We start from the raw sequence: 19,536 nt of genomic DNA, 5'->3' as shown, positions 1-19,536 counted from the left end.
CCCATGGTCCGGGCGCAGGAGAGGCCGATGTTCTACGCCAACAGCGGCGTGGCGATTTCGGGCTATGATGCGGTGTCCTATTTCCAGCTTGGAACCCCCATGCAGGGTCGCCCGGATATCGCCCTAGTCTGGAAAGGGGCCCGGTGGCAGTTCGAATCCGAGGAAAACCGCGACCGGTTCGAACGCAATCCGCGTGCCTTTGCCCCTCAGTTCGGCGGTTACTGCGCCTATGCGATGATGCAGGGCCAACTCAGCAGCACCGATCCTTTGGCCTGGCAGATCGTCAAGGGCAAGCTCTACCTGACGCATTCCGCGGAAATCGAGCAGATATGGAAGCAAAACGTCTCGCAGAACATCCGGCGGGCCGATGCGCATTGGCCGTCCGCGCTCTACCAGTAACGGCGGTTTTCCGCTTTTCGTGATCTGTCATCACAAAAATGCGCACCCCCTCTTTTTTTTATCCAACTTATGCTTAAATGTCACAATGACCGCGGAACGGAACTGCCGCGGGTCATTTCACTGTCCCTCGTTCCAACAACTGGCGCTCAGGTTTTTACCTGGGCGCTTTTTTCTTGTCAGAGGGGCGGATAGGCTACGCCCATGCCCGACTATTCCGACGAACATCTGACAACGATCCTGAAACGCACCAAGGTTGTGGCCGTGGTCGGCGTGTCCATGAACCCGGTGCGGCCCAGCTATTATGTGGCGCGCTACCTGTCGCTCAAGGGGTATACGGTGATCCCGGTCAATCCCGGACATGCGGGCAAGATGCTGTTCGGCCAGACCATCCGCGCCGCGTTGTCCGAGATTCCCGAGCCGGTGGATATGGTGGATATCTTCCGCCGGTCCGAGGCGGTGCCGCCCATCATCGACGAGGCGCTGGCCGCATTCCCCGACCTGCGCACGATCTGGATGCAGATCGGCGTTGAACATCATGACGCGGCCGCCACCGCACAGGCGCGCGGTGTCGACGTGGTGATGAACCGCTGCCCCAAGATCGAATATCAACGCCTGTTCGGAGAGTTGCGGATGGGTGGGTTTGCCACTGGGGTTATCTCGTCTAAGCTGTGATTGCGCTGCGCAGAAATAAACGCTTTGCATGTCGATCAGGTGACCATCGTGGAGGCCTTGATCGCGCATATATGTTCGGTTACGAATCCAGAGGCCCATTTTTCTCGGGTTTTTCAAGGATAACTAATGACGCCGGACCGCGAGACTGCCCGAAGCTTGGCAAAAGATCATTGTGCTGCATGGACGGGCCGGGCGCCCGACCTTGTTGCATCCCGATATGCCGAAAATGCAGTCATGATCATGAACGGGGGCGACCCACTGACGGGGCCGTCGGATATCGGCAGCATGGCGGCGGGGTTCATGGCAGACTTTCCCGATCTTGTTCTGACCCTAGATTCAGTGCTCGTTGCCGATCACCATATGATCTATGCGTGGACATTTGATGGACATCACAAAGAGACCGGAAATAAGGTCCGTTTTTCGGGGTGGGAAGAATGGGATCTGGACGACGACCTAAAAGTCATCAAGTCGCTGGGCTGGTACGACAGCGCCGATTACGAGCGACAAGTTGCAGGCGAACATATCTGAACATTTGTCTTGATGCAGTTTGACCGGGTATGACCGTTTTCGATAAGCTCTGACGTCCTTAACCGGTCAGAACCGGATGCCGAGAGGCACCAGATCAGCCGTCGGCGCGCGGTGCCAGCTTCGCCGCCTGTTCCTGACGGCGCTTTTCCAGCACCACCTCGCGCGGGACCCAGTCATAGCGGCTATCTTCGACCAGCGGCCCCCAATACAGCACCCCGCCATAGCGCCACGGGTCCAGCACGACGCCCTCATACATGCTCTCGCCTTTGCGGCTGATGATGGCGGTGCTGTGGTCGATGCGGAAGGGGTTGTCCGCATTGGCGATGGCGCGGTGCATTTCCAGCGTGCGGAACTGTTCCCGATCCAGCCGCCGCTCGATATCCTCGGCCCAATGCCAACACAGGCCGCGTGGCCGCAGGCCCTTGTTGACCTTGGCGTTGTGGATCAGAGGCGGGTCGGTGATTTCATATTCCTGCGCCAGTTGCGCCGTATAGGCATAGGCGATCTGCGCGGCCCGGTTCGCCTCGGCAGGATCGATGTCGGGACCAAGGCTTTGAATTTCCGAGGCCAGACGCTGAACCTCATTCCCCGTCGATGGCGGCGGCGTGGCGCAAGCGGCGAGGGTCGCAAGCGCTGCGGCAAACATCAAAGCTTTGATCATGCGCACGCCCTTTGCCTCACTGCATCCAAACCCGGACTATAGCGGGCCGTACCATCGCAAGGAACCCGCTTACCCTTTGGGTCGCGCCGCCTTTTCCGCGATGCCGCTGATGCCCTGACGGCGGGCCAGTTCAGCCAGCACATCATCCAGCGCCACATCGCGGGCGGCCAGCATGACCAGCAGGTGATAGAGCACATCCGCCGCCTCTGAGGTCAGCTTTTCCCGATCCCCTTTGGCGGCTTCGATGATGGCCTCTATGGCCTCTTCGCCGAACTTTTCGGCGCATTTCTCGGGGCCCTTGGCCAGCAGTTTCGCGGTCCAACTGCTGTCAGGGTCCGCCCCTTTGCGGGCCTCAATCGTTGCGGCCAGATCGTGCAGAATGCTCATGTCAGCCTCATCGGAATGCCCGCGGCGGCCATATGCTCTTTGGCCTCGCGGATGGTGTATTCGCCGAAATGGAAGATCGAGGCCGCCAGCACCGCGCTGGCTCCGCCCTTGGTCACGCCCTCGACCAGATGGTCCAAAGTGCCGACGCCGCCCGAGGCGATCACCGGCACGTCAACGGCGTCGGAAATCGCACGGGTCAGGGGCAAGTTGAACCCGGCCTTTGTCCCATCCCGGTCCATCGAGGTCAGCAGGATTTCCCCCGCACCCTTGGCGACGACGGTCTTGGCGAACTCCACCGCATCAATGCCGGTGGGTTTGCGCCCACCATGGGTGAAAATCTCCCACTTGCCGGGGCTGACGGTCTTGGCGTCAATGGCGCAGACGATGCACTGGCTGCCGAACTGGTCGGCGGCCTCGGCAATCACATCCGGGTTCGCAACGGCGGCCGAGTTAAAGCTCACCTTATCTGCGCCGGCCAGCAACAGGGCGCGCACGTCATCTTTGGTGCGCACGCCGCCGCCTACGGTTAGCGGCACGAAACACTGTTCGGCGGTGCGCTGCACGACATCGAACATCGTGCCCCGGTTCTCATGCGTGGCGTGGATGTCCAGAAAACAGATCTCATCCGCGCCTGCGGCGTCATAGGCCTTGGCCGATTCCACCGGATCGCCCGCATCGCGCAGGCCGACGAAATTCACGCCCTTGACCACGCGGCCATCGGCGACGTCCAGACAGGGAATGATGCGGGTTTTCAGCATGATGTGTCCTTTGCTCGGGGGCACCTCTACCGGCAAAGCCCCGCCGATGCCAGACTTGTGATTGTGATCTGCGGCGAAGCCATGGAAATTAGAGGTGAAATTCACGAAAAGGAATTCTGTTATGCGACATCTTCTGCTGGCATCACTCTTCACAATCGGAGGCACCCTGTCCGCCATGGCTGACGACATCATTAAAGTACAAACCGACAAATCCGTGGCCGAGGCGCTGGACGCGCTGGAAGCCGCCGTTGGCAACGCAGGCGCCACCGTCTTCGCTCGTATCGACCATGCGGCGGGCGCCGAAAAGGTCGGCACCCCGATCCCGCCCAATCAGGTGCTGATCTTCGGCAACCCCAAGCTGGGCACGCCTGCCATGCAAATCGACCCACGCGCCGGGCTGTTCCTGCCCCTCAAGGTGCAGGCGTATCAGGACGCAGATGGGCAGGTCTGGCTGATCTATGAAGACCCGAAAGAGACTATGGACGAGTTCGATGAGGTCGAAAAATCGCCGGTCATCGAAAAAATGCGTGGCGCTTTGGCGAAACTGACCGCCGCTGCCGCGCAGTAACTCAGCTTAGGGCGCGAATGGCCTCGGACAGGTCAATCGCGCCGTCATACAGCGCGCGGCCTGATATCGCGCCGTCCAGCGCGACGCCACAGTCGCGTAGCGCGATCAGGTCTTCCAGAGAGCTGACACCGCCCGAGGCAATCACCGGTATCGAAACGGCGCGGGCCAGTGCAGCGGTTGCTTCGATATTCGGACCCTGCATCGCACCGTCGCGGTTGATATCGGTGTAGATAATCGCCGCGACGCCCGCATCCTCAAAGCTGCGGGCCAGATCGGTAACCTGCACGTCAGTCTCTTCGGCCCAGCCCTTGGTAGCGACCATGCCGTTGCGCGCGTCAATGCCGACGGCGACCTTGCCGGGGAAGGCTTTGGCCGCTTCGCGGACCAGATCGGGGTTCTCGACAGCGACGGTACCCAGAATGACCCGCGCCAAACCCTTGTCGATCCAGGTCTCGATCGTCGCCATGTCGCGGATGCCGCCGCCCAACTGCGCCGGAACATCGCAGGCTTTCAAAATTGCCTCGACCGGGGCGGCGTTGACCGGCTCTCCGGCGAAGGCGCCGTTCAGGTCAACCAGATGCAGCCACGCGCACCCCGCCTCGACAAAGGCACGTGCCTGCGCCGCCGGGTCTTCGTTAAAGACGGTGGCCTTATCCATTTCGCCACGCAGCAGGCGTACGGCATTGCCGTCTTTCAGATCGATGGCGGGGTAGAGGATCATGTCTGGCGGCCCTATATCACTGTTACACGCGCGGGATATTGCACAGGCGGGGCAGGGGCGCAACGCGACGCAAAGTCAGACTTGCCCGGTGCCGATTGGCGGGCCAGACTGATCGGAAATACAGGGAGAAAACCATGAAGACATTTACTCTTGCAGCGGGTTTCGCCGCAATGGCCACCGCAGCGATGGCCGCCGATCCGGTGGACGGTCTGTGGAAGACAGCTCCGGGCGATACGGGCGGCTATCTGCATGTGTCGATTTCCGAGTGTGGCAGCGCCATCTGCGGCACCATCGACAGCGCCTTTGACGCCGACGGCAATCAGCAGCTGGAATACGAGAACCTCGGCAAGCAAATCATCTGGGACATGATCCCCGAAGGCGGCGGCAGCTATGACGATGGAAAAATCTGGGCCCCGGATCGCGACAAGACTTATAGTTCGAAAATGTCGTTGGACGGCCAGAACAAGCTGACCGTCAAGGGCTGCGCCGTCGGAGGTCTGGTCTGCCGCGGGCAAGTCTGGACCCGCGTGGAATAACCCTTCAGGGTGTCCAGGTCAGGAAATTCCCGATCATCCGCAGGCCCACATCCTGACTTTTCTCAGGATGAAACTGCATCCCGACCATCGTGTCGCGGCCGACCACGGCCGTGACCTCTTGCCCATAATCCACATAAGCCAGCCGCTGCGTCGGATCGGTGACGCGGAAATGGTAGGAGTGCACGAAATAGGCGTGATCGCCTGATGTCACACCACTGAACACCGGATGGTCGCTCTCCAATACCAGATCGTTCCAGCCCATATGCGGCACCTTCAGCGCGCTGTCCGAAGGCTCGATCTTAACGACATCCCCGGCAACCCAGCCCAACCCGTCGGTCTCGGTGTATTCGAGGCCCTTTGAGGCCATCAACTGCATCCCCACGCAAATACCCAGAAACGGACGGCCCTTCTGCTCGACCGCCTCAACCATCGCGTCATAAATGCCTTTGTGACCGCGCAGCTCGGCCGCGCAGGCTGGAAAGGCCCCGTCTCCGGGCAGCACCAGACGATCCGCCCGCGCGACGACGTCCGCGTCCGAGGTCACGACGACCTCACCCGCATCCACCTCGCGGGCCATGCGTTGAAACGCCTTCTCTGCCGAGTGCAGGTTACCGCTCTCGTAATCAATAATGGCGGTGAGCATTTACAGCGCGCCCTTGGTCGACGGAATCGCATCCGCCTTGCGCGGATCGGTCTCGACCGCGTCGCGCAGCGCCCGCGCGACAGCCTTGAACGCGGCTTCGGCAATGTGGTGACTGTTGAAGCCGTGCAGCTGGTCGATATGCAGCGTGATGCCGCCATGGGTGGCCAGCGCCTGAAAGAACTCGCGCACCAGTTCTGTGTCGAATTTGCCGATTTTCTGCGTCGGCAGGTCCACGTTCCAGATCAAAAACGGACGCCCCGACAGGTCCAGCGCACAGCGCACCTGCGCGTCGTCCATAGGCAGGTGGCATTCGCCATAACGCCGGATACCCTTCTTGTCGCCCAGTGCCTGCGTCATGGCCTGACCCAGCGCGATCCCGGTATCCTCGACCGTGTGGTGATCGTCGATGTGATAATCACCCTTGGCGCGGATCGTCATGTCGATCAGCGAATGACGCGCCAGCTGGTCCAGCATGTGGTCAAAGAACCCGACGCCGGTCTGGTTGTCATACTGGCCGGTGCCGTCCAGATTGACCTGAACCGAGATCTCGGTCTCGGCAGTCTGACGGCTGATCTTTGCGCTGCGCATGGGCGAATTCCTTTTGCTACAGGGGCGCTTATAGACGCGGACGGGCGGCCTATCCAGACCGCTTTAGGCCTTCGCCGCAAACTGTTGCAGGGGATTGCACACGGACGCCGCCCGTGCCAGCCTGCGGTCAACTCGAACCAACAAGGCTTGGCCCATGTCCACCTGCGTTTTCATCCAGATCCGCTGCAAACCCGGCACCACCTACAAGGTGGCCGAAGAGATCGCCCTGCGCGAGATCCACTCAGAGCTTTATTCGACAAGTGGCGAATACGATCTGCTGCTGAAACTCTACATCCCCGAAACCGACGATGTGGGCCATTACATCAACGAAAACCTGCTGGTGATTCCCAATATCGAACGCTCCCTGACCACGATGACGTTCAAGGCGTTCTGATCCGGTATCAGGTGGTCGAGTCCGTGGAGTGGCCGGTTGCCGGTGCTGCGATTGCGGCCCCGGCATGCGGTCGTTTGTCGGCTGCCCGGGCGCGGAGGTAGTGCCGCACCCCGAACAGCAGCGAAAGCGGCAGGGCCAATGAGATCAAGCGATCGCCTTCGAAAGCCGAGGACCACAGCGCACAAACCGTGCAGACCGCCAGCATTATCCCGGAATACAACTGTGTTTGCTTTGGATTTTTCGACGGATGCGACAGGAAACCTGTCTTTGTCCAAAGCGTCAGAACCAGCCCTGACATCAGAACGCTGCACAATACCAAAGTGTCGATGTTGCGGACCAGAAACTGGGCCTGGTCAGGGTAGCCAGACTGGTACAGCAGCTCAATCAACGGTGTTATCGCTGCCATGAACAGGTTGATGCCAACCAATATTGAATCCGGGCGGATGACCCGCTTGGCATAGGCAAAGCACACACAGCCTGCCAGAATTGCACCGACCCATCCGGCCAATCGCAGATCACCATGTACACGAAGCAGAAGCAGAAAGCTCAGGCCCGGCAGGTTTTCCGCCAGCCCCAGAAGAAACTGTCTTTGCTGTGGAACTGCCATGCGATTTCCCTCGGATCTCTGGTAGGGCGGCCCTTAGCGGGCTTAACCCAATTCAAACGTCGTTACGCCGAAAATCCGATCCAGATCGATAGCCGGCTGATGATCCGAATACATCCGCGCGGTCTCAAACACCTTTTCCAGACCCAGCGCATCCGCCAGCGCAAAGGCGGCGGCGTTGGGCTGCGGCATGTCTATGAACACGTCATGCGCGGCGTGATCGTCGGGGATGGCTTGCAAGACCGAGGCCAGCAGGGCCTGCGCAATCTCGGCGTCATCCGCAAATAACGGCCCGATCTTGTAGCCGCTCTGACAGGGGCGCAGCGTCGCATAGCCCTTGATCACCCCATCTTCGGCAAACACGCGCGAGGCATGGCTGGGCGCGCTCAGCCAGTCGCGCAGGAATATGTCGCGCGGGGCCGGAAACATTTGCCGGTCATAAGCGGCCAGATCGTCCGAGAGGCTATTCAACTCCTCAACCCGCATCGACGGTTGCGCCCCGAGCGCGGCCAGAATCCCGCGTTTTGTCCCGCCAAAACGATAGTTGTTATAGGCAAAGGTAAACCCGGACTTGCGGTAGTTGTCCTGCTGCTCGACCACCCCATCCAGACCCATATTGCGGCCCTTGCAATGGGCCAACGCATGGCCTGCGATCTCAAGCCCATGGCCGTGGTGTCGAAACTCGGGCTTCACGATGTAGAACCCCAGAAACGAGAAGGCATCGTCATAGTTCACCGCCGAGACCGAGGCGATCATCTCGCCATCCAGAAACCCACCCAGAAACCCATCGGGGTCCGTCGGGCGAAAACACTCGGCATCGTGGACACCCGGATTCCACCCCTCGCGGCCCGCCCAATCGACGGCGTGCTGCACTTCGGCGGCGGTGAGGGGGCGAATGACATAATCCGACATGAGCGTAGCCTTGCAATCTGCGTTGCAGCCAGCATGGCGCAAGCCCACCAAAAGAACCAGCATGTTCGGGAAAGGTTGGTATCTGGAGCGGGCGAGGCGATTCGAACGCCCGACCCTAACCTTGGCAAGGTTATGCTCTACCCCTGAGCTACGCCCGCATCAGATACTATGTCGGTCCAAAGACCTCTCAATGGAGCGGGCGAGGCGATTCGAACGCCCGACCCTAACCTTGGCAAGGTTATGCTCTACCCCTGAGCTACGCCCGCGCCGTTGAGTGAGGAGGGATGTATAAAGTCCCACGCTGGCCTGCAAGAGGAAAATGCCGGACGCTGGCAAATTTCTTCCGACGGAAACCCGCGCTGCCAACGTTCAAGAGCCAATAGAACGTAAACACGCACAGAGGGGTGATGAAACAATGTTCAGTATCTCGGACATCAAGGCAGTGGCCTTGGGCGTCATGATTGTTCTGGTCATGGTGGCGTCGAAATCTGAAACCCACCAGGACGGCGGGCGCGCGATCAGCATGGAACACGCGCAGATGCAGGATCGGGTAGGGTAATCTCGGGCTGCTGTCAGAGCGCCAGAACAAGGCCCGCAATGGCTGCGATCAGGATGGCCGTGAATGTCAGCCCCATGCCGATCTGCCGCAGGATGATGATTTGCGGCGTCTTGCCGAACCCATAGGCGTGCAGCAGTCGCCCCGCCAACAGCATCAGCCCCAACAGGTTCACCAGCCAGCCGCCCGCGCCCTGCAACTCGACCATCGCGATCAGCAGCAGCGCAAAGGGCGCGTATTCGGCGCAGTTCGCATGTGTTCGCATCGCTTTGATCATCGCCTTGTCACCGTGATCCCCGACCGAGATTTTACCCCGACGCCGTTGCAGGATGACATTCACACTGAGCGCAACAAACAGGAGTGCGATCAGCGCGGCGTAAACAGGGGTGATGGTCAGCATGGGGCTTCCTCTGAGGGTGAAAAGGCCGCGCAGTTGCCCGCGCGGCCCCCGTGATCTGCAAAACGATATTGCGTTTATTCCAGTTCGACCAGCAGGTCCTTGGCGTCAATCTGGCCACCGGGCTGGATATGGACGGCTTTGACCACCGCGTCGCGCTCGGCATGGATGCCGGTTTCCATCTTCATCGCCTCGATGGTCAGCAGCAGATCGCCTTCCTTGACCTCTTGGCCTGCCGTCACGGCCACGGTTGCAACCACGCCGGGCATCGGTGCGCCGATGTGGTTGGGATTGCCAACCTCGGCCTTTGGACGCTGTGCCGTCGAGGCCTTGACCAGACGGTTCGGCACCCGGATCACGCGGGGTTGGCCGTTGAGTTCGAAGAACACGCGAACCTCGCCGTTTTCATCCGTCTCGCCAACCGCCTGACAGCGGATTTCCAGCGTCTTGCCCGGATCAATTTCGGCGGTGATCTCTTCACCGGGCTCCATGCCGTAGAAGAAGGTGCGCGTTGGCAGGGCGCGGACCGGGCCATAGGTCCGATGGCGGCCCATATAGTCCAGAAACACCTTGGGATACATCAGGTAGCCGTTCAGGTCCTCGTCATCGACCTCTTTGCCTTCTAGCTGCTTGGACAGATCAGCGCGCGTTGCCTCAAGATCGACCGCCGCGACGTCCTTGCCGGGGCGCTCGGTGTTGGGGGCCTCGTCTTTCAGCACCTTCCGGATGATCGTATCAGGGAACCCACCCGGGGGTTGCCCCAAATTGCCACGCATCATGTCGATGACCGAGTCGGGGAAGGCCACATCGCTGGTCGGGTTTTCCACATCGTCACGGGTCAGGCCCTGGCTGACCATCATCAGCGCCATGTCACCGACCACCTTGGATGAGGGCGTCACCTTCACGATATCGCCGAACATCTGGTTCACGTCCGCATACATCTGGGCCACTTCGTGCCAGCGCTCCTCAAGCCCAAGGCTGCGGGCCTGTGCCTTGAGGTTGGTGAACTGACCGCCCGGCATCTCGTGCAGATAGACCTCGGACGCGGGGGCCTGCAGGCCGGATTCGAACGCCGCGTACTGGCCGCGCACCGCCTCGAAATAGTCGCTGATCTCGCGGATGGCCTTGATGTCCAGCCCGGTGTCACGCTCGGTATGGCGCAGCGCCTCGACCACCGTGCCCAGAGTTGCCTGAGACGTGTTGCCCGAGAACGCATCCATCGCGCAATCCACCGCGTCCACGCCCGCCTCGGACGCGGCCAGAATGGTGGCGCTGGCGATGCCGGCAGTATCGTGGGTGTGGAAGTGGATCGGCAGGCCGACCTCCTCCTTCAGCGCGCGGATCAGAATACGGGCCGAGGCCGGTTTCAGCAGACCGGCCATGTCTTTCAGACCCAGTACATGCGCACCTGCATCGCGCAGTTCTTTCGCCATGCCGACATAGTACTTCAGGTCATATTTGGCGCGATCCGGGTCCAGAATGTCACCGGTATAGCAAACCGTCCCTTCACAGATTTTGCCGTTTTCGACGACCGCGTCCATCGCCACCCGCATGTTTTCCACCCAGTTCAACGAGTCAAACACGCGGAACACGTCGATATTCTGCGACGCCTCGCGGACGAATTCCTGCACCACATTGTCGGGATAGTTGGTGTACCCAACCCCGTTTGCGCCACGCAGCAGCATCTGGGTCATCAGGTTCGGCATTGCCTCGCGCAGATCACGCAGGCGCTGCCATGGGCATTCCTGCAGGAACCGATAGGCCACATCAAAGGTCGCACCGCCCCAGCATTCGACGCTGAACAGCTGCGGTAGGTTGGCGGCATAGCTGGGCGCGATCTTGATCATGTCGATCGACCGCATCCGCGTTGCCAGCAGCGACTGATGACCGTCGCGCATCGTGGTGTCGGTGATCAGCAACTGCCGTTGCGCCTTCATCCAGTCGGCCACGGCCTGCGGGCCCTTCTGCTCCAGCAGGTTGCGGGTGCCCATCCGCGGTTCGGACTTCAATGCCGGCGGGCGCGCCTCTTTCAGATCAGGGCGGGGCATCGGGCGGTCCTTGGTCTCGGGATGCCCGTTCACCGTGATATCCGCGATATAGGTCAGAACCTTGGTGCCTCGGTCGCGACGCTTCTTAAAACGGAAAAGGTCCGGCGTCTCGTCGATGAACTTGGTGGTGTATTCGTTCGACAGGAAGGTCGGGTGTTTCAGCAGGTTCTCGACAAAGGCGATGTTGGTGCTGACGCCCCGCACACGGAATTCCCGCAGCGCGCGGTCCATGCGCGCAATCGCTTTCTCGGGGGTAGGCGCCCAGGCGGTGACCTTGGTCAGCAGCGAGTCGTAGTAGCGCGTGATCACGCCCCCCGCATAAGCGGTGCCACCATCCAGCCGGATGCCCATACCGGTGGCCGAGCGATAGGCGGTGATGCGGCCATAGTCGGGGATGAAATTGTTCAGCGGATCTTCGGTTGTCACCCGGGTCTGCAGCGCGTGGCCGTTCAGGCGGATGTCTTCCTGGCTGGCTTTGCCGGTGGCCTCGGCCAGGGTCTTGCCCTCGGCGATCAGAATCTGCGCCTGCACGATGTCGATACCGGTGACCTCTTCGGTGACGGTATGTTCGACCTGCACGCGCGGGTTCACCTCGATGAAGTAGAACTTGCCGGTGTTCATATCCATCAGGAATTCGACGGTCCCCGCGCATTCATAGTTTACATGGGCGCAGATGCGGCGGCCCAGCTCGCAAAGCTCGGCCCGCTGATCGTCGGTCAGATAGGGGGCAGGGGCCCGTTCCACGACCTTCTGGTTGCGCCGCTGGACCGAGCAGTCGCGTTCATAGAGATGATAAATCTCGCCATGCTTGTCTCCGAGGATCTGAACCTCGACGTGGCGGGCGCGGGTGATCATCTTTTCCAGATAGCCTTCGCCATTGCCAAAGGCGGCTTCGGCCTCGCGACGGCCTTCCAGTACCTTTTCCTCCAGCTCGTCTTCGGACAGGATCGGACGCATCCCGCGCCCGCCACCGCCCCAGCTGGCCTTCAGCATCAGAGGGTATCCGATCTCGGCCGCTTCGGCCCTGATCGCGTCCATGTCGTCGCCCAGCACCTCGGTCGCCGGGATCACCGGCACGTCGGCGGCCATCGCCACCTTGCGTGCGCTGGCCTTGTCGCCCAGGGCGCGCATGGTCTCGGCCTTGGGGCCGATAAAGGTGATGCCGTTCTGCGTACAGGCATCAACGAATTCAGGGTTTTCCGACAGCAGGCCGTAACCGGGATGGATCGCATCCGCACCGCATTCCTTGGCGACCCGAATGATCTCGTCAATCGACAGATAGGCGGCCACGGGCCCCAGATCGGCACCGATGCGATAGGCCTCATCCGCCTTGAACCGGTGCAGCCCCAGCTTGTCTTCCTCGGCAAAGACCGCAACAGTGCGCTTTCCCATTTCATTTGCCGCCCGCATTACACGAATGGCAATCTCGCCCCGATTGGCAATCAGGATCTTGTTAAACTCTGTCATCTCACGCCCCCGGGGTCTTCTTAGCTGTGTGTCCTCAATAGACGGACAATACGCGCCCGTATATCAGCCCTTCTGGGTAGAACCGGCATGTTATCGCTCGCAAACGCCGTGTGGTGAAGCATTACCTTTGCGTTTGCTGCGCCGCAGCATGAATTGTTGTATTTTTGTTGCTTGATATCCCACGCGGCGCATCCGGGGCACCCGTTAGACGCCCCACCGGGGGGCCGCGCGATTCGCTGCCAGACATAGGAAGCCCCGCCAGTCCGATCCTGCCGGGCACGACGCCTGTGACTGGTCCCTTCAGGCCGCCGAGGTCGGAGGGCGCAGGGCCTTTGCGGGCCTGTCAGCGGCCCCGATCGGTCTCTCCGCATCCGCGCCGGACCGGGCCACCTGGACCTGATTGCGCCCCTTGTCCTTGGCGGCATAAAGCGCGTCATCCGCGGCCCGCATCAGATCCTGCGGCATGGCCCCATGCACCGGATAATGCGCCACCCCGACCGAGATGGTGATGCGTGGCAGCGACTTCTCGCCGTACCGGACCGAGACCGCCTCGACCGCCTGTCGCAACTGCTCGGCGCGGGTCATGGCATCATCGGGGCTGTTGTCGGGCAGGATCAGCATGAACTCTTCCCCGCCGATGCGGCAGGCGATCTCATCCCGGTCGCACCCTTGTTCCAGTGCCGAGCCCACTGCACGCAGAACCATATCGCCCGCGTCATGTCCGTGCGTGTCGTTGAATTTCTTGAAATGATCCACATCCACCGCAATCAGGCTCAGCGCCGCACCGGTCTGCTGACTGCGGCTGATCGCCTTGCGCAAGGTCTCGGTCATGTGGCGACGGTTGAACAGCCCGGTCAGCGGGTCGCGCACCGACTGGTCATGCAACTGGTCGCGCATCCGCACATTTGCGATCGCGATGCTGATCTGTTCTGCGCAAAGCTGAGCCAGTTTCTTGCTGTCGTGAAACGCCGCGTCGCGGCCCTCATGGGCACGCAGATGCAGCAGGCCCACCGTCTCGCCATGGGCCAAAATCGGAAAGCAGAAATAGGGTCGCCCGTCATGCGGTTCCGCATGTTCGCAGACAAAATCAATCTCGGAGGCTCCGAATTCATAGGTCCGCCCGCGGCGCAGGCCCCAGCACCCCTCGGGGTGGATATGCGCCTTGTGCGTCCCGCCATTCCAACTGGCGCAGCCATCCAGCACATCGCGCGAGTTGGAATAGACATACACGCTGCCCTCGGCCTCGGGCAGGATATGGGTCATGAACCGTGACACCATGTCAAAGAGTTCGTCCAGAGAGCGGCTGGATTGCAGCCATTCGTTCAGCTCTCCCAACAGCCGCACCTCGCGCGCCAGCCGCAACTGATCGTCCATCAATTCCCGTTCTTTGATCGCGCGGTTTTTCAGGCTGCGCAACTGCAGCCGGTTGCTGCGAAACACCACCGCCGCAACCGTCAGGATGGTGCCGATCATCAGGCAGCCGACCAGCGCCAGCAGCGGGCGGATCTGGCCTAGAAAGGCGACCCGCAGGTCGCTGACATCGGTAAAGAACTGCACCGCGCCCAGATAGGCCCCGCCATTGGTGACCGGCGCCACCGTCTCGGCCACGTCCCGGGTCTGGTCCGACCGGTTGAGCGCGGCGGTCTCGGCGTGCAGCACCTCAAGCGCGGATTTCTGCGACAGAGCGTAGAAAATGCGCCCTTTCAGCGTGTCGTCGCGGCGATCGACCGTCAGCGCGGGCGCATGGCTGTGCGGCCCGGCCGAGGACCAGATGGCGCGCCCGGTCGCATCATAGACCTGCATCCGGAACACATCCGTCGCCCCCAGAAACCGCTTGAGGATGGCAGCCTCGTCCGGATTGATCTGGCCGGTCGAGAACTCAAGCTGAAAATCGGGCATCAGTACCGAGATATGGCTTTCCCAGACCTCGGCCCGGTGCCGCACCTCGGCCTCGATCATGCGATCGACCAGGGGATCGGCCCCTTTGACCGAGATCCACCCGGCAAGCCCGACAACACACAACAGACCCACGCCCGTGATCAAACGTACAAATACACGCGCCAGAGTTTCTTTCTTTTGTCCGTCCACCGACCAATCCCCATATGCTCCTGCCCAGAGGGTCGGGGGTTTTCTTTGAAAAATCGTTAAGGCGCGACCATGCCGGGGCTACCCGGTCGCGGAATTTTATGAAATTGAGCGCGAACAAGCCGTGAACAAACCCTTCCCCTCGGCGCTGATCCGGCGTAGTTTGGGCCCATGAGCAGTTTTGACGAAATGGACGCCTTCGAAGGCGCATCGCTGTCGGCGCGGGCGATGCCTGCGGCCTCGGCAGACTATCTGAACGACCTCAACCCTGCACAGCGCGAGGCGGTCGAACGGCTGGATGGCCCGGTACTGATGCTGGCGGGGGCCGGGACGGGCAAGACCAAGGCGCTGACTGCGCGGATCACGCATCTGCTCAGAACCCATCGGGTGCGCGAGAATGAAATCCTGGCCGTGACTTTCACCAACAAAGCCGCGCGCGAGATGAAACAGCGCGTGGGCCGGATGCTGGGACGCCCCGCCGAGGGGATGCCATGGCTGGGCACATTCCATGCGATCTGCGTCAAGCTGCTGCGGCGTCACGCGGAACTAGTGGGTTTGAAGTCCAACTTCACCATTCTGGACACAGACGACCAGAAGCGGCTGCTGAAACAACTGACCCAAGCTGCCAACATTGATGATAAACGCTGGCCCGCGCGGATGCTGGCCGGCATCATTGACGACTGGAAGAATCGCGCCCTGACGCCTGACAAGGTGCCAGCCGCAGATGCGGGGGCTTTCAATCACAAGGGTATCGAGCTGTACGCCCAATACCAGACCCGCCTACGCGAGTTGAACGCGGTGGATTTCGGCGACCTGCTGCTTCATATGGTGACAATCTTCCAGACCCACCCGGATGTGCTGGAGCAATATCAGCGCTGGTTCCGCTACATCCTCGTGGACGAATATCAGGATACCAACGTCGCCCAGTATCTCTGGCTGCGCCTGCTGGCGGGGGGGCACAAGAATATCTGCTGCGTCGGCGATGACGATCAGTCGATCTATGGCTGGCGCGGGGCCGAGGTGGGTAACATCCTGCGGTTTGAGAAGGATTTTCCCGGCGCTTTCGTGGTGCGGCTGGAACAGAACTATCGCTCGACCCCGCATATTCTGGCGGCTGCGTCGAATGTCATTCGCGGCAATGAAAGCCGTTTGGGCAAAGAGCTTTGGACCGACCGTGAAGAAGGCGAAAAGGTTCGGCTGATCGGCCATTGGGATGGCGAGGAAGAGGCGCGCTGGATCGGCGAGGAAATCGACGCGATGCAGGGCGGTACGCGGGGCGTGCGGCCGATGAACCTCGATGAGATGGCGATTCTCGTGCGCGCCTCGCACCAGATGCGGGCGTTTGAGGATCGGTTTCTGACCATCGGCCTGCCGTACAAGGTGATCGGTGGCCCTCGGTTCTATGAGCGGATGGAGATTCGCGATGCCATGGCCTATTTCCGGCTGGTGGTCAGCCCCGAGGATGACCTGGCCTTCGAGCGGATCGTGAACACGCCCAAACGCGGTCTTGGCGACAAGGCGCAACAGACGATTCAGGTGGTGGCGCGGGAAAACGGCGTCTCCTTGGTCGAGGGCGCGCGGATCGCCGTCGAGAATGGTCTGATCAAGGGCAAAGGCGGCAAGGCGCTGCGCGAATTGATCGACGGTCTGGCGCGGTGGAACGTGATGACGCGGGGGCCTCGGATCGAGGTGGATGATGACACAGTGATCGACGATGGCGTCTCACCCATCCGCTATGGCGCGCCCGAGCATACGCATATCGAACTGGCGCAGATCGTGTTGGACGAATCCGGTTACACCGGGCACTGGCAAAACGAAAAGACGCCCGAAGCACCGGGGCGGTTGGAGAACCTCAAGGAACTGGTCAACCAGTTGGACAATTTCGAGAACCTGCAAGGGTTTCTGGAGCATGTCAGTCTGGTGATGGACAATGAGCAGGACGGCGACGGGGCCAAGGTCTCGATCATGACGCTACACGCGGCCAAGGGGCTGGAGTTTCCCGCCGTGTTCCTGCCGGGGTGGGAGGACGGGTTGTTCCCGTCTCAGCGCTCGATGGACGAATCCGGGCTGAAGGGTTTGGAAGAGGAGCGGCGGCTGGCCTATGTGGGCATCACCCGCGCGGAAGAGGTCTGTACTATTTCCTTTGCGGCCAACCGGCGGGTGTTTGGGCAGTGGCAGAATTCGATGCCCTCGCGCTTTATCGATGAACTGCCCGAGGATCATGTTGAGGTTCTGACGCCTCCGGGGCTTTATGGCGGCGGGCAGGTTGCGGCCAGTATCGAGACCCGTGCGGCGGAGGCGAATGTCTATAACTCGCCCGGCTGGAAGCGGATGCAGGCGCGGCAGGGGCAGTACGGGATGTCTCAGCCCAAGGAAAGCCGCAATACGGTGATTGATGCGACGGCGGTGGCCAGCTTCACGCTGGGCGAGCGGGTGTTTCACCAGAAGTTCGGCTATGGCGGGGTGATCGGCATCGAGGGCGACAAGGTCGAGGTCGATTTCGACAAGGCTGGGGTGAAGAAGGTGGTCTCGCGGTTTCTGACGGCCAAGGACGACGTGCCGTTTTGACTTTTTGCGAGGCTCTGCCTCGCGCTCCGAAGTATTTTTGAACAGAAGAAGCAGGGTGTGTTTGCGCCCTGCTTTTTTGGTTCTGGAAAAGAGAAACGGCGGTTCCCAGGGAGGAGGAAGGGGAACCGCCGTTCTTTTCTACATCTGGGCAGGGAGGAGGAAGCCCCGATGTATCTGAACCCGGGTTTGAGCCCGGTATGAGGAAGACGCGGCGATGTCAGGGAGGAGGAGGACATCGCCGCGCGCTTTCAACATCAGGGCAGGGAGGAGGAGGCCCCGATGTGTCAGGTTCCGGCGGTCAGGGCCGGTATAGGGTGCGGCAACGTCAGGGAGGAGGAGAGACGTTGCCGCTGAAATACAGGTCCGAAAGGGAGGAGGGTGGACCTGATCTCGGTATGTCAGTGCCGCGCTTACAGCGGCATGAGGTCGTCGGTGGCCTGGATGGCCAGCCTGCGGATCATCGAGCGGTGCAGGCCCAGATCACCCAGTTCGCGGTCGGACAGTTCCGACAGCTCGTTCACCGTCTGGCGATACAGGCGATAACGCGCGATCCGGGTCTTTGCGGTTTCGATCAGCGCAGCGATGCCAAACGCGGGTGCGTCCTTCAGGGCTGTCTGTGTGCTTGCGAGTGCCATCTTCATCATCCATTCATTTCTTGCGGCTGCCAGTGTGAACCGGCGCTTGGTTGAGAGTGAAAATAGGTAAATGCTGCAGTCGCACAATAGCCCGTATCGTCAATGCCGCTATGCAGCAAGCGCATGGATTGTCGGGATTTTCGGCGGCAGCGGAATAATTGCCTTGAAAATATAGGTTTTTCATTGCGGGGCGGTGTTTGGTGTCTCGGCAGGGGGTGCAAGCGCTGCTTATCCTTTCAGCGCTACTGGCGCAGGATTGAGCAGCTTGAGGCCGCATCTGCGGGCGGAGATACACCTCGGTGATCGCCCGGAGTGGGTGATGAGGTTGGCATGGGAAAGCATGGGCTTGCTGCGGGAAAGGGGCTGAATCGGGGTGCGATTCGAGTCTGTTGATCGGATTCTTGCAGCTTGAGAGATGTGTTTCAGGCAAAAAACAGATTTATTGGGAAATTATGGGATAGAAGAGTTTGGTTGAAATGGGCGTATATATAGTGGTGTTGGTTGGGTGAATATCTATTTATGGGGTATTCATAGTGGTCTCACTGTAATTTAACCTTGACTCGCGCCCTGAATCGCATCTCGGCATGCAAAATTGTTGTTGATTTCCATGATTTCCCATGGCATCCCTTAGATACCCGATGAGGGCGAGGACAGTTAAGGGGCACCAAACGACCCCGAACCAAAAAAGATAAAAAAGGTTTCATACAGGCATCTCGCTTTCATCACTCAACAGATCCGGCGCGCGGGCGAGCAGACATCCCCCCAGGTGGCGCGCGCAGCTGGACATCCCGCTCAGCGGGTCAATGCGGCGGGTTGATCAGTGGCAGCAGATCAACCCGCCGTTTTTACTTCCGGGGGGAACGTGAATTTCAGGTGGGGCGCAAGCGAAAGGGACAGTCGTCTTGGCGCGCAGGTTTAGAGGCGAAAGCCAGCATAAGGTGGATACGAAGGGCAGGGTCTCGATCCCGGCCTCGTTTCGCCGTGTGCTTGAGGCCTCGGATCCCAACTGGCAGCCCGGTGACAATCCTGAACTGGTGATTGTCTATGGCGACCACCGCCGCAAATACCTTGAATGTTATACTATGCAGGCGATTGACGAGGTCGACGCCAAGATCGATGCTCTGCCGCGTGGTTCGATGCAGCGCCGGATGCTGCAGCGGCTGTTCCACGGTCAGTCCTTCCCGACCAATGTTGATGAGACCGGCCGTCTGGTCCTGCCCGCCAAGCTGCGCACCAAGATCGGCCTTGAGGGCGAGGCGTTCTTTATCGCCGCCGGGGACACCTTCCAGATCTGGAAACCCGAGACTTACGAGGCCGACGAACTGGCCGCGACCGAGGAATGGCTCGACGATCTGCCCGAGGATTTCGATCCGATGCAGTATCTTGACGGCATCGGGGATGGGTGACGG

21 protein-coding genes and 2 tRNA genes are annotated in these 19,536 nt (G+C 60.6%); 9 read left to right on the top strand and 14 right to left on the bottom strand.

All coding sequences use genetic code 11. The features are described from left to right. Positions 1-27 precede the first annotated feature (27 nt). The 3 genes from ACR0J1_RS04500 to ACR0J1_RS04490 all read left to right on the top strand — a co-directional run bounded on the left by ACR0J1_RS04500 (position 28) and on the right by ACR0J1_RS04490 (position 1,599). Positions 28-399, top strand: a complete 372-nt coding sequence (locus ACR0J1_RS04500; protein ID WP_480730882.1) for a YHS domain-containing (seleno)protein — start codon at positions 28-30, stop codon at positions 397-399. Between the two features lie 201 nt (positions 400-600). Beyond that, positions 601-1,071: a CoA-binding protein gene (locus tag ACR0J1_RS04495; RefSeq protein ID WP_480730880.1), complete on the top strand. Its 471-nt coding sequence runs from the start codon at positions 601-603 to the stop codon at positions 1,069-1,071. A gap of 126 nt (positions 1,072-1,197) precedes the next feature. Continuing rightward, positions 1,198-1,599 carry a nuclear transport factor 2 family protein gene (locus ACR0J1_RS04490; RefSeq protein WP_480730878.1) on the top strand — a complete coding sequence of 134 codons (402 nt, stop codon included), beginning with the start codon at positions 1,198-1,200 and terminating at the stop codon, positions 1,597-1,599. Between the two features lie 94 nt (positions 1,600-1,693). Here the strand turns inward: ACR0J1_RS04490 and ACR0J1_RS04485 are convergent, their stop codons facing one another. The 3 genes from ACR0J1_RS04485 to hisF all read right to left on the bottom strand — a co-directional run bounded on the left by ACR0J1_RS04485 (position 1,694) and on the right by hisF (position 3,405). Beyond that, entirely contained in the window at positions 1,694-2,260 is a 567-nt protein-coding gene (locus ACR0J1_RS04485) for a hypothetical protein (RefSeq protein WP_480730876.1), read from the bottom strand. Between the two features lie 69 nt (positions 2,261-2,329). Beyond that, positions 2,330-2,647, bottom strand: coding sequence for a phosphoribosyl-ATP diphosphatase (locus ACR0J1_RS04480; RefSeq protein ID WP_480730874.1), 318 nt, complete (start codon positions 2,645-2,647; stop codon positions 2,330-2,332). Beyond that, positions 2,644-3,405 carry an imidazole glycerol phosphate synthase subunit HisF gene (gene hisF / locus ACR0J1_RS04475; RefSeq protein WP_480530064.1) on the bottom strand — a complete coding sequence of 254 codons (762 nt, stop codon included), beginning with the start codon at positions 3,403-3,405 and terminating at the stop codon, positions 2,644-2,646. Before hisF ends, ACR0J1_RS04480 begins: the two co-directional genes overlap by 4 nt. 121 nt (positions 3,406-3,526) lie before the next feature. Between hisF and ACR0J1_RS04470 the strand changes: the two genes are divergently transcribed. Next, complete coding sequence (locus ACR0J1_RS04470; RefSeq protein ID WP_480730872.1) at positions 3,527-3,973, top strand: DUF302 domain-containing protein; 447 nt, start codon at positions 3,527-3,529, stop codon at positions 3,971-3,973. A gap of 1 nt (position 3,974) precedes the next feature. Here the strand turns inward: ACR0J1_RS04470 and hisA are convergent, their stop codons facing one another. After that, positions 3,975-4,694 (bottom strand): 1-(5-phosphoribosyl)-5-[(5-phosphoribosylamino)methylideneamino]imidazole-4-carboxamide isomerase, encoded by a 720-nt coding sequence (gene hisA / locus ACR0J1_RS04465; protein WP_480730870.1) that lies wholly within the window; start codon positions 4,692-4,694, stop codon positions 3,975-3,977. A gap of 134 nt (positions 4,695-4,828) precedes the next feature. On the opposite strand from hisA, the gene ACR0J1_RS04460 reads away from it, so the two are divergent. Beyond that, positions 4,829-5,230 (top strand): DUF2147 domain-containing protein, encoded by a 402-nt coding sequence (locus tag ACR0J1_RS04460; protein ID WP_480531221.1) that lies wholly within the window; start codon positions 4,829-4,831, stop codon positions 5,228-5,230. Positions 5,231-5,234: 4 nt separating this feature from the next. Here ACR0J1_RS04460 and hisH read toward each other — a convergent pair whose 3' ends face one another. Then, on the bottom strand, positions 5,235-5,873 hold the full coding sequence (hisH, locus tag ACR0J1_RS04455) for an imidazole glycerol phosphate synthase subunit HisH (protein ID WP_480730869.1): 639 nt from the start codon (positions 5,871-5,873) through the stop codon (positions 5,235-5,237). After that, complete coding sequence (gene hisB, locus ACR0J1_RS04450) at positions 5,874-6,461, bottom strand: imidazoleglycerol-phosphate dehydratase HisB (RefSeq protein WP_480730867.1); 588 nt, start codon at positions 6,459-6,461, stop codon at positions 5,874-5,876. Between the two features lie 154 nt (positions 6,462-6,615). Between hisB and ACR0J1_RS04445 the strand changes: the two genes are divergently transcribed. Then, positions 6,616-6,855 carry an Lrp/AsnC family transcriptional regulator gene (locus ACR0J1_RS04445; RefSeq protein WP_010442612.1) on the top strand — a complete coding sequence of 80 codons (240 nt, stop codon included), beginning with the start codon at positions 6,616-6,618 and terminating at the stop codon, positions 6,853-6,855. Between the two features lie 7 nt (positions 6,856-6,862). On the opposite strand, the gene ACR0J1_RS04440 is transcribed toward ACR0J1_RS04445, so the two are convergent. The 4 genes from ACR0J1_RS04440 to ACR0J1_RS04425 form a co-directional block, all read right to left on the bottom strand. Next, positions 6,863-7,462: a hypothetical protein gene (locus ACR0J1_RS04440; protein ID WP_480730865.1), complete on the bottom strand. Its 600-nt coding sequence runs from the start codon at positions 7,460-7,462 to the stop codon at positions 6,863-6,865. 42 nt (positions 7,463-7,504) lie between these two features. Then, positions 7,505-8,371, bottom strand: coding sequence for a GNAT family N-acetyltransferase (locus ACR0J1_RS04435; protein WP_480730863.1), 867 nt, complete (start codon positions 8,369-8,371; stop codon positions 7,505-7,507). A gap of 83 nt (positions 8,372-8,454) precedes the next feature. Continuing rightward, positions 8,455-8,529 (bottom strand) — tRNA-Gly (locus ACR0J1_RS04430). Between the two features lie 33 nt (positions 8,530-8,562). Next, a tRNA-Gly gene (locus ACR0J1_RS04425) sits at positions 8,563-8,637 on the bottom strand. Positions 8,638-8,786: 149 nt separating this feature from the next. On the opposite strand from ACR0J1_RS04425, the gene ACR0J1_RS04420 reads away from it, so the two are divergent. Beyond that, positions 8,787-8,930: a hypothetical protein gene (locus ACR0J1_RS04420; RefSeq protein WP_480730861.1), complete on the top strand. Its 144-nt coding sequence runs from the start codon at positions 8,787-8,789 to the stop codon at positions 8,928-8,930. Between the two features lie 13 nt (positions 8,931-8,943). Here the strand turns inward: ACR0J1_RS04420 and ACR0J1_RS04415 are convergent, their stop codons facing one another. The 3 genes from ACR0J1_RS04415 to ACR0J1_RS04405 all read right to left on the bottom strand — a co-directional run bounded on the left by ACR0J1_RS04415 (position 8,944) and on the right by ACR0J1_RS04405 (position 14,927). Continuing rightward, positions 8,944-9,327 (bottom strand): MAPEG family protein, encoded by a 384-nt coding sequence (locus ACR0J1_RS04415; protein WP_480730859.1) that lies wholly within the window; start codon positions 9,325-9,327, stop codon positions 8,944-8,946. A 74-nt stretch (positions 9,328-9,401) separates the two neighbouring features. After that, complete coding sequence (locus ACR0J1_RS04410; protein ID WP_480730857.1) at positions 9,402-12,839, bottom strand: pyruvate carboxylase; 3,438 nt, start codon at positions 12,837-12,839, stop codon at positions 9,402-9,404. 300 nt (positions 12,840-13,139) lie between these two features. Further along, positions 13,140-14,927 carry a sensor domain-containing diguanylate cyclase gene (locus tag ACR0J1_RS04405; RefSeq protein WP_480730855.1) on the bottom strand — a complete coding sequence of 596 codons (1,788 nt, stop codon included), beginning with the start codon at positions 14,925-14,927 and terminating at the stop codon, positions 13,140-13,142. Between the two features lie 168 nt (positions 14,928-15,095). On the opposite strand from ACR0J1_RS04405, the gene ACR0J1_RS04400 reads away from it, so the two are divergent. Further along, positions 15,096-17,492 carry an ATP-dependent helicase gene (locus ACR0J1_RS04400; protein ID WP_480730853.1) on the top strand — a complete coding sequence of 799 codons (2,397 nt, stop codon included), beginning with the start codon at positions 15,096-15,098 and terminating at the stop codon, positions 17,490-17,492. 410 nt (positions 17,493-17,902) lie between these two features. On the opposite strand, the gene ACR0J1_RS04395 is transcribed toward ACR0J1_RS04400, so the two are convergent. Next, a complete protein-coding gene (locus ACR0J1_RS04395; protein WP_480730851.1) occupies positions 17,903-18,127 on the bottom strand; it encodes a DUF1127 domain-containing protein in 225 nt (74 codons plus the stop codon). A gap of 902 nt (positions 18,128-19,029) precedes the next feature. On the opposite strand from ACR0J1_RS04395, the gene mraZ reads away from it, so the two are divergent. After that, the gene (gene mraZ / locus ACR0J1_RS04390; RefSeq protein WP_480730849.1) at positions 19,030-19,533 is read left to right on the top strand and encodes a division/cell wall cluster transcriptional repressor MraZ; all 504 of its coding nucleotides are present in this window, start codon (positions 19,030-19,032) and stop codon (positions 19,531-19,533) included. The last annotated feature ends 3 nt before the right edge of the window (positions 19,534-19,536 follow it).

It is taken from the genome of Ruegeria sp. CJ3, assembly GCF_056536725.1.
This window is presented reverse-complemented; position numbering and strand designations above follow the sequence as displayed.

Coding starts and splice junctions, on each gene's coding strand:
- ACR0J1_RS04435 (WP_480730863.1), bottom strand. CDS start 8,371: ATGTCGGATTATGTCATTCGCCCCCTCACCGCCGCCGAAGTGCAGCAC.
- ACR0J1_RS04440 (WP_480730865.1), bottom strand. CDS start 7,462: ATGGCAGTTCCACAGCAAAGACAGTTTCTTCTGGGGCTGGCGGAAAAC.
- ACR0J1_RS04460 (WP_480531221.1), top strand. CDS start 4,829: ATGAAGACATTTACTCTTGCAGCGGGTTTCGCCGCAATGGCCACCGCA.
- hisB (WP_480730867.1), bottom strand. CDS start 6,461: ATGCGCAGCGCAAAGATCAGCCGTCAGACTGCCGAGACCGAGATCTCG.
- ACR0J1_RS04395 (WP_480730851.1), bottom strand. CDS start 18,127: ATGGCACTCGCAAGCACACAGACAGCCCTGAAGGACGCACCCGCGTTT.
- ACR0J1_RS04500 (WP_480730882.1), top strand. CDS start 28: ATGTTCTACGCCAACAGCGGCGTGGCGATTTCGGGCTATGATGCGGTG.
- ACR0J1_RS04470 (WP_480730872.1), top strand. CDS start 3,527: ATGCGACATCTTCTGCTGGCATCACTCTTCACAATCGGAGGCACCCTG.
- ACR0J1_RS04410 (WP_480730857.1), bottom strand. CDS start 12,839: ATGACAGAGTTTAACAAGATCCTGATTGCCAATCGGGGCGAGATTGCC.
- ACR0J1_RS04485 (WP_480730876.1), bottom strand. CDS start 2,260: ATGATCAAAGCTTTGATGTTTGCCGCAGCGCTTGCGACCCTCGCCGCT.
- ACR0J1_RS04495 (WP_480730880.1), top strand. CDS start 601: ATGCCCGACTATTCCGACGAACATCTGACAACGATCCTGAAACGCACC.
- ACR0J1_RS04490 (WP_480730878.1), top strand. CDS start 1,198: ATGACGCCGGACCGCGAGACTGCCCGAAGCTTGGCAAAAGATCATTGT.
- hisA (WP_480730870.1), bottom strand. CDS start 4,694: ATGATCCTCTACCCCGCCATCGATCTGAAAGACGGCAATGCCGTACGC.
- ACR0J1_RS04445 (WP_010442612.1), top strand. CDS start 6,616: ATGTCCACCTGCGTTTTCATCCAGATCCGCTGCAAACCCGGCACCACC.
- ACR0J1_RS04480 (WP_480730874.1), bottom strand. CDS start 2,647: ATGAGCATTCTGCACGATCTGGCCGCAACGATTGAGGCCCGCAAAGGG.
- hisH (WP_480730869.1), bottom strand. CDS start 5,873: ATGCTCACCGCCATTATTGATTACGAGAGCGGTAACCTGCACTCGGCA.
- ACR0J1_RS04415 (WP_480730859.1), bottom strand. CDS start 9,327: ATGCTGACCATCACCCCTGTTTACGCCGCGCTGATCGCACTCCTGTTT.
- ACR0J1_RS04420 (WP_480730861.1), top strand. CDS start 8,787: ATGTTCAGTATCTCGGACATCAAGGCAGTGGCCTTGGGCGTCATGATT.
- ACR0J1_RS04400 (WP_480730853.1), top strand. CDS start 15,096: ATGAGCAGTTTTGACGAAATGGACGCCTTCGAAGGCGCATCGCTGTCG.
- hisF (WP_480530064.1), bottom strand. CDS start 3,405: ATGCTGAAAACCCGCATCATTCCCTGTCTGGACGTCGCCGATGGCCGC.